Annotated in this window: 13 protein-coding genes; 4 read left to right on the top strand and 9 right to left on the bottom strand. The window is 39.5% G+C overall.

All coding sequences use genetic code 11. The annotated features are described in order from the left end of the window. Window positions 1-6 precede the first annotated feature (6 nt). The 4 genes from H7R46_RS12265 to H7R46_RS12250 form a co-directional block, all read right to left on the bottom strand. Entirely contained in the window at window positions 7-1677 is a 1671-nt protein-coding gene (locus H7R46_RS12265; protein WP_005070414.1) for a GMC family oxidoreductase, read from the bottom strand. Between the two features lie 27 nt (window positions 1678-1704). Beyond that, a complete protein-coding gene (locus H7R46_RS12260; protein WP_005070412.1) occupies window positions 1705-2598 on the bottom strand; it encodes an alpha/beta hydrolase in 894 nt (297 codons plus the stop codon). 72 nt (window positions 2599-2670) lie between these two features. Beyond that, window positions 2671-3525, bottom strand: a complete 855-nt coding sequence (locus H7R46_RS12255; protein WP_005070410.1) for an SDR family NAD(P)-dependent oxidoreductase — start codon at window positions 3523-3525, stop codon at window positions 2671-2673. 44 nt (window positions 3526-3569) lie between these two features. Next, window positions 3570-5057: a flavin-containing monooxygenase gene (locus H7R46_RS12250; protein ID WP_005070408.1), complete on the bottom strand. Its 1488-nt coding sequence runs from the start codon at window positions 5055-5057 to the stop codon at window positions 3570-3572. Window positions 5058-5192: 135 nt separating this feature from the next. Here H7R46_RS12250 and H7R46_RS12245 point away from each other — a divergent pair, with 135 nt between their 5' ends. Continuing rightward, entirely contained in the window at window positions 5193-6206 is a 1014-nt protein-coding gene (locus tag H7R46_RS12245; RefSeq protein ID WP_005070407.1) for an AraC family transcriptional regulator, read from the top strand. Window positions 6207-6217: 11 nt separating this feature from the next. Here H7R46_RS12245 and H7R46_RS12240 read toward each other — a convergent pair whose 3' ends face one another. The 4 genes from H7R46_RS12240 to H7R46_RS12225 all read right to left on the bottom strand — a co-directional run bounded on the left by H7R46_RS12240 (window position 6218) and on the right by H7R46_RS12225 (window position 10611). Then, window positions 6218-7093: a class I SAM-dependent methyltransferase gene (locus tag H7R46_RS12240; RefSeq protein WP_005070405.1), complete on the bottom strand. Its 876-nt coding sequence runs from the start codon at window positions 7091-7093 to the stop codon at window positions 6218-6220. A gap of 113 nt (window positions 7094-7206) precedes the next feature. Beyond that, window positions 7207-8730: a flavin-containing monooxygenase gene (locus tag H7R46_RS12235; RefSeq protein WP_005070402.1), complete on the bottom strand. Its 1524-nt coding sequence runs from the start codon at window positions 8728-8730 to the stop codon at window positions 7207-7209. 22 nt (window positions 8731-8752) lie between these two features. After that, window positions 8753-9586: an SDR family NAD(P)-dependent oxidoreductase gene (locus tag H7R46_RS12230; protein ID WP_017386375.1), complete on the bottom strand. Its 834-nt coding sequence runs from the start codon at window positions 9584-9586 to the stop codon at window positions 8753-8755. Between the two features lie 65 nt (window positions 9587-9651). Then, window positions 9652-10611, bottom strand: a complete 960-nt coding sequence (locus H7R46_RS12225; protein WP_005070390.1) for a metal-dependent hydrolase — start codon at window positions 10609-10611, stop codon at window positions 9652-9654. Window positions 10612-11135: 524 nt separating this feature from the next. Between H7R46_RS12225 and H7R46_RS12220 the strand changes: the two genes are divergently transcribed. Continuing rightward, window positions 11136-11756 (top strand): TetR/AcrR family transcriptional regulator, encoded by a 621-nt coding sequence (locus H7R46_RS12220; RefSeq protein WP_002163161.1) that lies wholly within the window; start codon window positions 11136-11138, stop codon window positions 11754-11756. Window positions 11757-11834: 78 nt separating this feature from the next. Here the strand turns inward: H7R46_RS12220 and H7R46_RS12215 are convergent, their stop codons facing one another. After that, window positions 11835-12557 carry a pirin family protein gene (locus H7R46_RS12215; protein ID WP_005070386.1) on the bottom strand — a complete coding sequence of 241 codons (723 nt, stop codon included), beginning with the start codon at window positions 12555-12557 and terminating at the stop codon, window positions 11835-11837. Window positions 12558-13161: 604 nt separating this feature from the next. Here H7R46_RS12215 and H7R46_RS12210 point away from each other — a divergent pair. After that, a complete protein-coding gene (locus H7R46_RS12210; protein ID WP_002163179.1) occupies window positions 13162-13389 on the top strand; it encodes a hypothetical protein in 228 nt (75 codons plus the stop codon). A 322-nt stretch (window positions 13390-13711) separates the two neighbouring features. Further along, on the top strand, window positions 13712-15031 hold the full coding sequence (locus H7R46_RS12205; RefSeq protein ID WP_005070381.1) for an NCS2 family permease: 1320 nt from the start codon (window positions 13712-13714) through the stop codon (window positions 15029-15031). Window positions 15032-15103 lie beyond the last annotated feature (72 nt).

Genomic DNA, 15103 nt, shown 5'->3' with positions numbered 1-15103 from the left:
CGCAGTTTAAGCAGAAGCTTTGGTGATCTCTATGGTTTCTGCATCTGCTCTATAACCTTGTTGCTCATCCAAAGTATGTTTAGCGGGAATATACGACATTGCACGTTCCGCAAGAGCTGTAATAGTGAGACTTGGGTTAACCCCCAAATTTGCACCTAACATTGAACCATCCACAACATATAAGTTTTTATAGTTAAAGACACGGTTTTGTCCATCTACCACGCCACGCTCTGGGCTTGAAGCAATTGCGCAACCACCCATACAGTGGGCTGTAAAAGGTACATTAAACAAAATTTCGGTAATAGTCGTCATTGGATGACCATTAAACATTTTGGCGACTTTTTCGGTAAATGCATTGGCCTGCGGAATATACACAGGTAGCTTTTTACCTTCGCTCGATAACACCTTGCCAAAAGGCCAGAACCAATTACGTTTCAAGCGCATGTTAATAGAGGCATCTGCTGTTTGCATCACCAAGAAAATTAAAGTCTGGCGTGCAAAACTGACAGGGTTACTCATGCGAAGGAAAATAAATGGATGGCAAATGAGTGCCCATAACCAAAAGAAGATACGCGTCCAACCCGGTTTACCTTTAGCCATGTAAGTACACATAAGGCCCATGGCATCTGAGCCAGTTTGGTAACGAGTCGCTTCAATGTGAGTGTCATGGTCAAGGTAAATACTTGAACCAATCGCAACCCCTTTACTCATGTCGACATCTTTACCAAAAAAGCGAACGCCTAAAATCGACTCGGCATTGGTACGTACTCGATTACCCAAATCATCAGAAATATTTGGCAGAGAACCAGACTGTTTTAAACGGAACAGCATTTCTTGCGTACCTAAAGAAGATGCTGAGAAAATCACATTACGAACACGCCATGTACGGCGTTGTTTGTTAAACCATGAGCTTGAACATTCAGTCGTAACTTCATAGCCATCGCTGCCATCGGCTTTACCATTGAGTGGTTTAACGTCAACAACTTTGGTTTCTTCGTACACCTTGGCACCATTTTTTTCGGCAAAGTACAAATAGTTTTTATCTAATGTATTTTTTGCGTTGTGTTTACAACCTGTCATACAGCCGCCACATGCCGTACAAGTTCCGCGGTCTGGACCGTCGCCGTTAAAGTACGGGTCAGGATAGGTCTTGCCACCTTGTTCACCTTCGGGTGGAAAGAACGTTGCAACACGCGTCGGCTTAAACGTATGTCCAACACCAACTGCATCGCCCATTTTTTTAAGCATTTGATCGGCAGGACCGAAAATTTTATTATCAGTCACCCCAAGCATACGTTCTGCTTCAGCATAGTGCTGTGGCATTTCATTTTTCCAGTCCGCCGCATCTGCCCATGTACCTTCATCCCAAATATGTTCAGGTGGAACAAGTAAGGTATTGGCATAGGTGATTGAGCCGCCGCCTACAGCATTACCGCAAATAATGGTGACATGGCGAAAAAAACGCATGTTGAAATAACCAAAAAGTTTCATGCCCGGACGCCAAATCCAGCGACGGGTATTCCAGTTATTTTTAGCAAAATCTTTAGCTTCCCAGCGTCGCCCCATTTCCATTACAGCAACAGAGTAGCCTTTTTCGGTTAGACGGCAAGCAGAAACACTACCACCAAAGCCTGAACCAATAATGAGGTAATCATAGTCATAATTGTTTGTTGTCATGCCGAGGACTCCTCTCTGGCGATATTTTTATATTGACTGTGTATGTTTATCAATGAATTGCCCAATGCGCTCAATCGAGTCATTAGATTCGTTTAGTATACCTGCGTGGAATTGAAAAACATGTCCGACTCGGTCATAAACCCTTAAGTTCGTCGGAATACCATACTTTTCGGTTTGTTCAGCGAGACGTTTTGCATCGTCCAATAAAACTTCTTCGGTACCGACATGAATTAAAACAGGTGGTAATCCAGTTAAGTCGGCATAGAGTGGGGAACAGGTTGGATCGGTTGCCGAATTTTGTCCGCAATAGTTTTTTGCACACCAAGCTAACCAGTCTTCTGACAGCATCGCATCTTGAGCTGCATGAGTTTTAATCGTGCTTCCAGCTAGGCTTAAGTCAACCCACGGTGAAAGTAAAACTAATGCTGCTGGTAACGGTAACCCTGCATTTCGTATTGCAATTGCAGTACTTAAACTCAGTCCGCCGCCCGCAGAATCGCCAGCGATCACGAGTTTTTTCGGGTCTTGTCCTTGAGCAAGAAGAGCTTTATAGACAGCAATGACATCTTCAATCGCAGCAGGGCTTGTGTGCTCTGGGGCTAGGCGATATTCAGGTAACCAGACTTGTGCTTGAGCTGCATGTCCGATTTGCGCCGCAAGCTTGGTATGACTTTTTGAGCTACCCACCACATAGCCTCCGCCATGTAAATACAAAATGCCACGTCCTGATTGAGTCTTTTTGGGCTGAATATGGACTGTCGGTACTTGCGCAATGGTTTGCTTTTTTGTTTTATATCCACGTGGCCCAAGCACAATTGCACTGGCTGCATCGCTACAAAAACGTTGTAGCTTTAGTGGTGTTTTAGGGGATAAAGCTGGACGTAGTGTGGTACGAATAGTCCATGCAAGAAGCTGCTTCATAATAAGGACTCATACTAAGCATTTAATATCAGTCAGCATCTCTTAAAATGAAGAGTATGCTGACCACTGTTTTTATTTTGCTGATTTGTTGAGTAGACGGGTTTGCAAGGCAGTGGCAGTTGCAAAAATCTTTTGGTAGCCTTGTGGCAGAATACGTTGAATCACATCAACGGCTTTCGCATCGGCTCCAATAAGTAAACGGCGGCGGTCCTTACGAACAGCTTCTAAAATTTGTTGAGCTGCATCATCAGCAGGGGTGCGAAGTAATTTATCGAAAGCATCCTGACTTTTTAGAGGATCCATTCCTAAAGACTGGACGCTATTATTCATGCGGGCAGCTTTGGCAATATTGGTACGAATACCACCCGGATGCACACAGGTCGCACTCACTCCAGCATTTTGTAGATCGAGTTCTTGGCGTAGGGATTCAGTGAAGCCACGAACGGCAAATTTACTAGCGTTATAAGCACTTTGAGTTGGTTGAGCTGTTAAGCCGAACATACTGGAAATATTAATAATATGCCCATCACCACTTTGCTTTAAGTAAGGCAAAAATTCTTTGGTGCCATAAACCACGCCCCAAAAATTAATACCAATGAGCCATTCAAGATCTTCATAGCTCACACCTTCAGCCGTACTACCTATTGCGACACCAGCATTATTAAAAATCAGGTTAACTTGGCCATGTTCGTCTACAATTGCCTTTGCCCAAGTTGCAACTTCATCACGCTTAGCCACATCAACTTTTTGAGTGGTGACTTTGACAGAATAGGATGCTAATAGTTCGACTGTTTTGGCTAACCCAGCTTCACTAATATCAGAAAGTGCCAGATGGCAACCTTGTTTTGCGAGTGCTATAGCAATTGCTTGTCCAATACCAGAACCCGCGCCTGTCACAGCTGCGACTTTATTTTTAAAAGACTTCATAAAATTCTCCGTTTATTTTTCTCATTTCCTATGGTGAAGCTTGTTTAAGAAATAGCCGCAACCTGAGTGTAGTTTTCAACATCGAAGCGACGAGTACGTTGTCGATATTCAAGGGTAAAACCTGGCCAGTTATTGGTATTTTTTCCATCCGCAGTCTGATACCAACTGGTACAGCCTTGAGCCCATACGGTTTTTTTCATTTTTTCTTGAATACTTTGATTGAACTCATGTTGAACTTCTGCACGAACATTGGTGAACAAAAGTTTGTTTTGTAGGGTGGTCTGGATGGCATCTAAAATATAGTTCACTTGGCTTTCAATCATATACACAATTGAGTTGTGTCCAAGATTGGTATTTGGACCATAGAGCATAAAGAAATTTGGAAAGCCGCTAACAGTTAAACCGAGATAAGCTTCTGCACCATCTTTCCATGTGTCTTTTAAGATACGACCATCAAGACCTGTAATCTGCATTGGCGCCATAAATTCTGTTGCGGCAAAGCCTGTACCATAAATAATGGTATCGATTTCACGCAGATTTCCTTCCGTATCTACAACGCCATTTTCGGTAATTTCTTGAATGCCCGTATTAATCACATCAACATGAGGTTGGGTCAGCGTTTCATACCAGTGGTTAGAGATTAAAATACGTTTACAACCAATTGGATAATCCGGCATTAAGCGGTGGCGTAACTTCCCATCTTTAACGACTTTACGGATGTGGCGCTGGAATAAATATTCCACCAACGGCATTTCATTGAGTGAAGTTGTAAAAGCAAGTAGGCGAATTTCATGGTGTCCATATTGCAAGGCGCGGTCTAGACTTTGCAAAATCGGTAGTTTGCGGAAAGCTTTTTTCTCTAAAGGTTGATAAATCCGATCCGGTTTGGGAATAACATACGGCGCTGAGCGTTGATAAACGTCTAGGTGAGCAACCTGTTTAGCAATTTCAGGTACGAACTGAATTGCACTTGCACCTGTGCCAATAACTGCAACACGTTTGCCAGTTAAATTATAGTCGTGATCCCAACGTGCTGAGTGAAATGCCTTACCTTTGAAGTTTTCAATGCCTTTAAGTTTTGGATAAGCAGGACGGTTAAGTTGGCCTACCGCGCCCACTAAAAATTCAGCTTCAAACTGTTCGCCAGTCGTGCTTTGAATGTGCCATACACCTTGCAGGGCATCAAATTTGGCACTGGCTATTTCAGTATTAAATTGAACATGTGGACGAATGTCATATTTATCGGCACAGTGACGTAAATATTGATAAATCTCTTGAGATGTACCGTAGCGATTTTTCCAGCCTAGCTCTTGTTCAAAAGAAAAAGAATACAGATGAGAAGGCACATCACAGGCAGCGCCCGGATAAGTATTGTCACGCCAGACACCACCTACATCAGCAGCTTTTTCAAAGAGCGTAAATTGTTCAAAACCTGCTTGTTTGAGACGAATGGCAAGTCCTAGACCACCAAAACCAGTGCCAATAATGGCGATGCGTACATTTTTATTTGAATTAGACGACGAATTAAACATGGGCTGCTCTAAATCCTTAAAAACAGTGAGCGAAAAAATCGCAATTTCCTGTATGCAGAATAGACGTTTATTTGCTTGATTTAGAGGATGGATGAGGACAAAATATTGTGATTCGAGGACATTCTGAGCAATACAGTGAAGTATGCATGGGCTTTTGAACGCAGTGTACATAGTGTTCGGTTAATGGCTGATTTTGCGGTGGAATCAGGCATTTCTTATCAGACGATTTTGCAAGGGACAGGGCTTAGCCAACAACAATTACTCGACCCTAATATGGTGGTGACAGGCCATCAGGAATTACAGCTCATTCATAACTTGGTTGAGCAACTAGGAGGCAGACCGACATTAGGTTTAGAAGTGGGCACACGTTATCATTTCACCACATTTGGGCCATTAGGTATGGCTCTGATGAGTAGTGCTAGCATTCGTGAAGCACTAGATTTGGCTTTAACCTATTTTACTTTAACCTTTGCTTTTACCCGCTTTGATGTATCTGATACATCACAGGGAGTTCGCATCGAAATTGATGAGCAAGATATTCCTTTATCAGTTCGTCAATTTATTATTGAACGTGATGCAGCCGCTTTAATTACGGTACAACGCGATCTAGTCCAAGATAATTTTTGCCAATATTTGGCTTTTTCTTTCCAACTCAAAGGTGATGCCAAGCCTTATCAGGACTTATTTGGCGTGATGCCTGAATTTGGTGCTGCGAAAAGCTTTGTAATTCTTGATCCGCAAAAAGTAGACCAAAAGTTGCTTATGGCAAATGAATTAGTTTTACATACAGCCGAAGAACAATGCCGTCAAATATTAGAAAAACGCCAATCACAAAATAAATTTACAACCTTAGTGCAACAGCAGCTTATGAATGTGCGAGGGGAAATGCCTTCTATGCAAATCGTGGCTGAACGTTTGCATTTAAATGTTCGTACTTTACGCCGTCATTTGGCATTAGAGGGGATGACTTTTATTCAGATACGTGAAGAAGTAAGGCAAGTTCTAGCTGAGCAATATTTGGCATTACCAAAAGCTTCGGTTGAACAGATTGCCGAGTGGTTGGGTTATGCCGAACCTGCCAGTTTTATTCATGCTTATAAAAGATGGCATGGGAAAACACCTCATGCCATGCGACTTAACAACCAATAATCAAGGTATCTTTATTTCTTTAAACGCAAATGCAATAACCGTGTTGCTGAGGTGTGGCGAATTTCATCGGTCCGTGCATTAAAATATCGTTCAGTAATGGCTTCACCTGAAAGATCTTCGATCACTTCAAATCCCATCTGCTCCACGGCCTGATGTAAATCTCTTGGTTTAAGTTGGCCCAATAAAGGCTCTTTCAGCAAATGAGTAAACTGCGCAACCCCCATACTTCCAAGTCGCTCAATACCGTTTAATTCCTGAAAATCGGTCGAATAGTCGAGTACTACTTCGCTACCGTTTGCAGCAAATTCAGCAATACTTTTTAAAGTTTGTAACGTCGTTTGCGGATTTAAATAGTGCGTTGTGCCTAACCACGAAAAAAATGCAGGAGCAGATGAATCATAGACACTTCTGGTCAGAGCTTCCGAAATAGACTCTTTTTCAAAGTTAATCGCGACAAACTCAACGGTAGTAGGAATATTTCCTAACTTTTTTAGCTTGGCCTGTTTGGCCGCTTGAGTATCAGGATGATCCACTTCAAAAATTTTCAAAGCAGGGTAATGGTGTGATTGGCGTAGTGCAAAAGAGTCTAGGCCAGCACCCACTAATACATATTGTTTAGTGTTGTGTTGAACTGCCTGAGCAAGTAAATCTTCGGCATAACGAGAGCGACCGACCACTTGTCCAGTAAGTAGACCTAAAGTACGGTTTAAAACCGCAGAATTCATCACTTTAACAATCAGTGAATTAGAGAGAAGTTTTTTCCAGCCTTTACTGGTCAGCTCAAAAGCATAAGGGTCAGAAAATACAGGGTTCTGTGTATTTTGAAAATGATTGGCTCGTAAGGCAGCAGCAGCTTCAGCAGTACGACTTGATTGTCCTTCTTTCATCTTTATCCTGTTTTTTTATTTCTTGAAGATATTCAACGAAGAAGGCAGTGTATTTCATGAGAACCTAAAATACACTGCCTATTTCTTACAACTGATTTGATCGAAAATACAAATTAGTGAGCTTTTGTCGTTTGATACGTCACTTCATAATCTTTCAAATCTACTTTTTTCAAACGTTGTTTAAGTTTTTTCAATGACCAAGGCCATGCAGCAAAGTTACGACCGTTGGCATCAAGGTAATAACTCTTACACCCGCCGCTATTAAATACCGTTGTTTGTAAGTGCTTTTGTACTAAATCATTATGCTTTTTAATCACATCAGATTTAACATTTAACTTGCTAATTCCTTTGTTTTTAATTTTCAATAAGCCATCTACGATATAGTCGAGCTGTGCTTCTGCCAGACCAATGAAAGAGTCATAAACCAGTACGTTAGGTCCTAAAATTAAAAATGCATTTGGTACATTTTCAATATTGGTTCCTAAATAAGCCTCTGGTGAACTATCTTTCCAAATATCTTGTAAACATTGACCTTTTTCATTGTGGACACGTTTACCAATTGGTGGGTGAGATACTTCAAAACCTGTACCCCAAATAATCACATCAACTTCGTGGCGTTCACCATTCTCAGCAACCACTGTGTTGCCTTCAACTTTCACTAAACCATGAGGAATGAGTGTGGTGTTCGGTGCTTGTAGTGCAGGGTAGTAGTTGTTAGCGAATAAAATACGTTTACAACCAATGTCAAAGTTCGGCGTTACGTTTTTACGTAGCACTGGGTCATTAATTTGTAATTTAAGTAATTGCTTACCCAATACATTTACTGGTTTTAGGGCAAGTGGATTACGTAAACCAAAGTTAATTGCATTCAGTGTTAACGCTACACTTTTACGCCAGCTCGCCTGAATCGCCGGATATTTAGCAATGACTGATTTACTAAACTCGCCCAAGTCTGTATCTGGTTTTGGTAATACCCAAGGTGCTGTACGTTGGAACACAAACAGTTCTTTCGCTTTTGGTTGAATTTGTGGCACAAACTGAATGGCAGATGCACCAGTACCAATCACGGCAATGCGTTTACCAGTTAAATCATAATCATGGTTCCATTTTGCTGAATGGAACATTTCGCCTTTAAATGTTTCTAAGCCTTCAAGACGTGGAATTTGAGCTTCGGTAATTGGACCTGTGGCAAAAATAACGGTTTTAGACAAATATTGACCAGTAGTGGTATCAAGCACCCACACATGACGTGAGTCATCCCATGCTGCGTTAAGCAACTCGTTGTTAAACTCAATTTTAGATGCAATATTAAACTCGTTACTTACATCTTCCAGATAACTTAATATTTCTGGTTGGCGCGCAAATAAATGGCTCCATTTTGCACTTGGTGCAAATGAGTAAGAATAAAGAGCAGAAGGTACATCGCAACCACAACCCGGATAGGTGTTCTCACGCCATGTTCCACCCACGCGGCTAGCTTTTTCAATAATTTTATAATTGGTATAACCAACTTGATCTAGGCGAATGGCAGCAGCGATCCCAGAAATGCCCGCACCCACAATAAAAGTATCGAAAATATGGCTTGGTGATTTGACAGCTTTTTTTGCTGATGCATTTGTTTTCATTTGAGCAGTCATATGTGTACTACCTATAAATTTCTTATTTAAATAATTTGTACGATGTACCAAGGAACTTGGTATACAAGCTTGGGGATGCACGTTTCATTAGCCAGAATAACTTCGCATCAATTTGAGGAATGGTATACATCTCATCCTGATCAAGGCGATTAAGTGTTAATCTTGCAACATCATCACTTGTGGTGAGCGCATAGTTCATCAGTGCATGGTCTGCCAGTTTTGAATAGCGTCCCGGAATGCGACCATTTTTAATGATATTGGTGGGTACCAGCGTCGGGCAGAGCACGTTCACCTTAATGTTAAACTTACGCAGTTCGGCAGAAAGCGTTTCTGAAAGCGCACGTACGCCAGCTTTAGTCACGTTATAAGCAGTCATTTCTGGTGCAGCCGTGTAAGATGCCGCAGATGCCACATTAATAATCGCGCCGTAACCTAACTTTTTAAACTTGGGAACAAATGCATGACAACCGTGAATAACACCCCAAAGGTTAATATTCATGACCCAGTTCCAGTCTTCTAGGCTGAGTTCGTCAAATTTACCACCCAAACCCACACCAGCATTATTAATGACAAGAGTTACAGGGTGCCCAAGCAAGATTTCAGCAGTTTCAGCGAGATGGTTAACCTGTTCAGCATTACCCACATCACAGCGCATAGCAAAAGCTTTTGCACCTTCTTGTTCAAGAAGTTTTACTGTTTCTTCAGCAGCTTCCAGATTAATATCTGCACAGACTACGCTGCCACCACGTTTCGCAAGTTCAATTGCAAAACTTCGACCAATCCCACTGCCTGCACCCGTCACTACGGCATAAGCTTTTTGGCTTGGTTTAACTTTCTTTTTGCCAAATAAAATCATGATTCATCCATAAATAGCTTGAAGAGATACCAGCTACCTCTTTGATAGCTGGAAATGCAGGACGATTAAGACATGCGTACTGGTGGGGTAAATTCTTTAACAAAGTAAGGAGCAATTGCGCCGCCTTCGGTCAGCAATTTCTTTTTGTAATACTCAAGATATTCAGTTGTATCATGATCATTCGGATGAAAGTCTGGACGTAAGTAGTCAAGAATTTGACCAATCGTACTACCGAAAACCCCATCTTTTGGACCAAAGATTAAGCCTACACCGCGACGAGCATCTTTCCAGAATTTCAAAGTCAGCATCTCTTGTGGCTTTCTTAACACAGGCACAAATAATGTAGTCGCAGGGATTAAACCTAAAATGGTAAATAGCGCGAGGAAGAAACCAGATGCGCGTAGTGCATAGCTACCATTTAAAAGTTGATAGACATCGTAGGCAATATCTTTATGCTCAGATTCTTCAAGCATATGCCACATCCACAATGCACGGCTTTTTTCGTCATCTGAATAATAGAAATTCTTTTCATGCTTCATCATGTATTCAGCAAGTACCGCAGTAAAATGCTCAATACCTGCCATCATTGATAATTTGAGTGGCTGTGGAAACTTTAAGAAAACATACTTAAAGAAGTTTGAGCCAAGAAAACGATATAGCGCAACAGGATATTCAGCATCTTGAAGGGCATCGTTATATTCATTGTGCAATTTTGAATGAATTGCTTCTTGGCCAATCAACGACGTTACTCGCTGCTTTAATATTGGATCTTTGATAAATTCACGGTGATGGCGAGCGGTTTCAATAACCAGATCTTCGCCATAAGTTAAAAACACTGAGAGTGTGGCAAAAAACAAAGTAGCAAATTGATTGTCCATATAGAATCTGACATCAATTTCTTTACCATCAAAACCAATATTTAAATGTCTGATTGGAATTGAGCTTTTGCTAGCAAAATCTGGTAGCTCAATTTCACGCTGAAATTTAAGTTTGTTGAATGATTTTTTAACTGCGGTCGAGATCATGGCGACACCCTGAGGCAAAGTAGTGGTGCATTTTGATGAAAATCAATAAACTCAATGATCAACAAAGCACTGTAAAATTCCATTTTCAAAAACAGATGATTCTCTGTATTGACTACGGTGTTGTTGCTCCGTTATTTGTTTGATTATTTGGCTGAATAACGGAAGAAGAACCGAGGCAGACAAGAGCTGCTGAATGACTCTTCTTTAATTTTTTCATATTAATCTGACATTATGTTCGGATTCAATTCGGGTAAATTTTTAAATATATAAAAGTATTTTATAGACATTCTTTGTAATAATAATTTTAAATAAATTTGATTTATATTTTTGAAATATAACAAATTAAATTTATTCCTGATCTCGGAAAATAGTAAATAAAAGCATCGATTGATTGATAAGTTGAGATCTGTTTTTCTCAGTTTTTTCACCTAAGTTTGACAACTATTCGGATTTTGTTTTTTTATTTCTACCGAGTTAGATTACATGCTAATCTGACTTTATGTTCGGATTATTGATTAGATCGTATGACTACGCGTAAACCTCGTCAAACTCGAGCCAAAGTCACTGTCGACACGATTATTGAAGCAGGTTTTATTGCGGTGGCACTTCATGGACCGAGTGGAACCACGACACGTCATATTGCAGAAATTGCAGGAGTGAGTGTCGGGTCTTTATACGAATATTTTAAAAATAAAGAAGAAATTTATGATGCGATGAATCACTTTTTTGTTCGGGAAATTCTGGACATGATTACAGAGCTTACACCGACGATTTTACAGTTGGAGTTAGAGCCTGTCATTGAAATGATTTTTTATACTTTTAGTGATTTATTAAAGAAAAATAATGACCGCTATTTGACTGTTTTGCGCTATGCAGGGGAATTGCAGTACGACAAATACATTCCCAAAATTGAACAGGCTTTAATGGAAGTCATCATGAAATATATGATGCATAATCCCAAATACCTAAAAATTAATAATTTACCCGTAATTACCTATATCTGTATCAATAGTGGAATTTTTAATGTCGCACGGCATCTTATTTTGCCAAACCCTTATATTAGTTTTGATGAAATGGTACAGGGGCTAACCACTATGATCATGAGTTATATCAACACAGAGATGGCGCGTTCAGAAGAGCATTGAGCAGAGATAGCATTTTCATAAGTCGACTAAACAATATAAAAAGCCCTCACATAAACTTTATGTGAGGGCTTAGTTGCATTATGGCATGGTTGGAACTTCTTCAGGACGCATATCGAAAATCAAAATTTCGGCGTTATCACCATTGGTAAACGATAAGCTTCCACCGTCACGAATACGTGCTGCGTCGCCAGTATTAAAAGTTTTACCATTTACATCAACACGACCTTTGGCAACGTGTAGGTACACATAACGACCCTCAGGAATTACAAATTCAGCAGTTTCTTCACCATCAAAAAGACCTGAGTAAATATTAATGTCTTGTTTGATCGATAAAGTTTTCTCACCACCTTTTGGTGAGATGATCAAATGCAATTTACCGCGTTTGTCTGCTTCATCAATATGAACTTGTTGATAGCCTGGCTCTGTATTCACTTCATTTGGAACAACCCAAATTTGCAAGAAATGAACACCTTCTTGAGCTGAATGGTTAAATTCACTATGAGCAACACCACGACCTGCACTCATCAGCTGAATATCGCCTGGTACAATTACAGAACCTGTACCCATCGAGTCTTTATGCTCTAATGCGCCTTCAAGCACATAGGAAATAATTTCCATATTACGGTGAGGGTGAGTACCAAAGCCTTTAGATGGAGCAACGTTATCATCGTTAATTACAAGCAGATCCGAAAAACCAACTTGTTTAGGATCCCAATAGTTAGCAAATGAAAAGCTATGTTTTGATTGTAACCAACCATGATGTGCTGCACCACGCTCGTGAGATAAACGCATATCAAACATGATGTATTCTCCTAATTTAATTTTTTATCTGAGTACAGTTTATCGTAGCGTTTATTGGAATGAATCTATGAAAATAGAAAGCTTGGTGCGATTTATAGAACGATGAAACTTGGACGTAATTTTGCTAGTCAACCAATAGAGTTAAAGGAGAAAAATATTTTTAAATAAGATGAAGATTTCTTTGAGATGAATTTTTACTTTCCATGCTAAACATGCAACATAGAAATTAGTCGCTAATGAAACAATTTTAAAGAAAAGTACATTAACGAAAATAGCTCCTTTTTATCTCATTTAAAGCTTAGCAAATAAAAAGAAATTTCAAGCCGTATACGCATTTGTCTATGCTCTATCTTTAAAATAACTTAAGAGTTAAAACCTATAAAAAGATAATATTAAAAATAACTAAAATAAGCTCTTATTAAATAAAGTTACTTTTCAATGGAAAAGTTTAGTATTTAGTAGGTTTTTTAATGATATTTTTAAAATAACTTTTATTTTCAATAATTTGAATAAGAGTATGCTATTGTAAATAAATGTGAAAATATTCACAAAGCTATAATTTTTTGTTAAGATCATTAACATTAAAAACATAGAGATAATAATAATGATCAATAAAGTATTAATAGTGTTGTGTGTGGGTATCGTCTTTGTATTAGGGTATTGGGCTTATTTAGATACTCAAAATAAAAGACATCAAGAGCTAATGCAGATCATACAAGAAGCTGAAAAAAACCTGCAAAGTATCGAACGAAATCCGAATCATGCTCATCACAGCAATTTAGCTTCTTTTCATATGCAACAATATATAGGCGAGAAAAAAATTATTTTCTAACAATAACGAGCTATAAATTTCTAACTTTTTACAGTGTCATTGGTCATATCTTTTCATAAATTTTGATCATGTTTCTGTTGAATCTGTTAAACTTATTGAACGTATAGTAAAAAAGCTGCATAGGGGTTATGCAGCTTTTTTGTGTTTCAAGAGGGGCTGTGGTTGTTTGCTATGTATAAAGCTAGAAATCAAATGAGTGGCATATTTGTTGCTTCTTAAATTTGAGATTCTTGTTTATAGGACTGAACAGAAAAACAATATTGTTCAGCGACCTACATAGACGTAAATATTCCACAGTTCAGATTTTGCATAGAGGCTACTTATGGCGGCGCCCAATTCTTCGGCAGGCTGGTTAGAGCGTTTATTTAAGCTAAGCGACAATAAAACCACTTTCCGAACTGAAGTTCTTGCTGGTGTAACTACATTCTTAACGATGTGTTATATCATTATTGTCAATCCACTCATTTTATCTGAAACCGGCATGGATCATGGTGCCGTATTCGTTGCAACCTGTTTGGCAGCAGCAATCGGATGTTTAGTAATGGGGATCATTGCAAATTATCCAATCGCACTGGCCCCTGGTATGGGTTTAAACGCTTACTTTACCTACTCGGTTTGTATGGGAATGGGCGTGCCATGGCAAACAGCTTTAGCCGCTGTTTTTGTTTCAGGCCTTGTCTTTCTTGCAATTAGCTTCTTTAAAATTCGTGAAGCGATTGTTAATGCCATTCCAATGTCACTTAAGTTTGCAATTGGCGGTGGTATCGGTTTGTTCCTAGCGCTGATTGCACTAAAAAATGCTGGAATCATTGTTGATAACCAAGCGACATTAGTCGGTTTGGGCGATATCAAACAGCCTACAGTATTATTAGCGCTATTCGGATTTTTAATGATTGTGGTTTTACACCAGTTAAAGGTTCGCGGTGCAATCATTATTAGTATTTTAGTTGTTACGGCCATCGCTACTGCTTTAGGTTTAAATGAGTTTAAAGGTGTAGTGGGTCAAATTCCTTCAATTGCACCAACATTCATGCAAATGGACTTTGAAGGTCTATTTACTGCAAGTATGGTCGGCGTCATTTTCGTATTCTTTATTGTCGACTTGTTTGACAGTACAGGTACTTTGGTTGGTGTTTCACACCGTGCAGGTCTTTTACAAGACGGTAAATTACCTCGTTTGAAGAAAGCATTATTTGCAGACTCTACTGCAATCGTTGCAGGTGCAGCATTAGGTACATCTTCAACCACACCATATATTGAATCAGCTTCAGGTGTAGCAGCAGGCGGACGTACTGGTTTAACTGCTGTTGTAGTTGCAGTCTTATTTATCTGCTGTTTATTTTTAGCACCTCTTGCTCAATCTGTACCAGGTTTTGCAACGGCGCCAGCTTTATTGTTTATTGGTGTGTTGATGATCCAAGGGATCACTCACATTGATTGGGATGATATTACTGAAGCTGTTCCAGCATTTTTAACCATTGTATTTATGCCATTCACTTATTCAATTGCTGATGGTATTGCAATGGGTTTTATTAGCTATGCATTAGTTAAATTATTCACGGGTAAGGCAAAAACTGTACCGTACATGGTATGGATTATTGCTGCGCTTTGGGTATTTAAATTTATCGCGTTTGGCGGTTAATATGATTTTTTATAATTTTCTTCTTGAGCTATCTTAGACATAGTTTTCAATAAGAAGAAAATTATAAAAGGG

The sequence above is a fragment of the Acinetobacter sp. BEC1-S18-ESBL-01 genome (assembly GCF_014169935.1).
Taxonomy (GTDB): domain Bacteria; phylum Pseudomonadota; class Gammaproteobacteria; order Pseudomonadales; family Moraxellaceae; genus Acinetobacter; species Acinetobacter pittii.
Note: the sequence above shows the minus strand (reverse complement) of the source record. Positions and strands in the feature narration are given on the sequence as shown.

Excerpts from the sequence above, each read along its gene's own strand:
- H7R46_RS12265 (WP_005070414.1), bottom strand. The coding sequence starts at position 1,677 with ATGACAACAAACAATTATGACTATGATTACCTCATTATTGGTTCAGGC.
- H7R46_RS12260 (WP_005070412.1), bottom strand. The coding sequence starts at position 2,598 with ATGAAGCAGCTTCTTGCATGGACTATTCGTACCACACTACGTCCAGCT.
- H7R46_RS12255 (WP_005070410.1), bottom strand. The coding sequence starts at position 3,525 with ATGAAGTCTTTTAAAAATAAAGTCGCAGCTGTGACAGGCGCGGGTTCT.
- H7R46_RS12250 (WP_005070408.1), bottom strand. The coding sequence starts at position 5,057 with ATGTTTAATTCGTCGTCTAATTCAAATAAAAATGTACGCATCGCCATT.
- H7R46_RS12240 (WP_005070405.1), bottom strand. The coding sequence starts at position 7,093 with ATGAAAGAAGGACAATCAAGTCGTACTGCTGAAGCTGCTGCTGCCTTA.
- H7R46_RS12235 (WP_005070402.1), bottom strand. The coding sequence starts at position 8,730 with ATGACTGCTCAAATGAAAACAAATGCATCAGCAAAAAAAGCTGTCAAA.
- H7R46_RS12230 (WP_017386375.1), bottom strand. The coding sequence starts at position 9,586 with ATGATTTTATTTGGCAAAAAGAAAGTTAAACCAAGCCAAAAAGCTTAT.
- H7R46_RS12225 (WP_005070390.1), bottom strand. The coding sequence starts at position 10,611 with ATGATCTCGACCGCAGTTAAAAAATCATTCAACAAACTTAAATTTCAG.
- H7R46_RS12220 (WP_002163161.1), top strand. The coding sequence starts at position 11,136 with ATGACTACGCGTAAACCTCGTCAAACTCGAGCCAAAGTCACTGTCGAC.
- H7R46_RS12215 (WP_005070386.1), bottom strand. The coding sequence starts at position 12,557 with ATGTTTGATATGCGTTTATCTCACGAGCGTGGTGCAGCACATCATGGT.
- H7R46_RS12210 (WP_002163179.1), top strand. The coding sequence starts at position 13,162 with ATGATCAATAAAGTATTAATAGTGTTGTGTGTGGGTATCGTCTTTGTA.
- H7R46_RS12205 (WP_005070381.1), top strand. The coding sequence starts at position 13,712 with ATGGCGGCGCCCAATTCTTCGGCAGGCTGGTTAGAGCGTTTATTTAAG.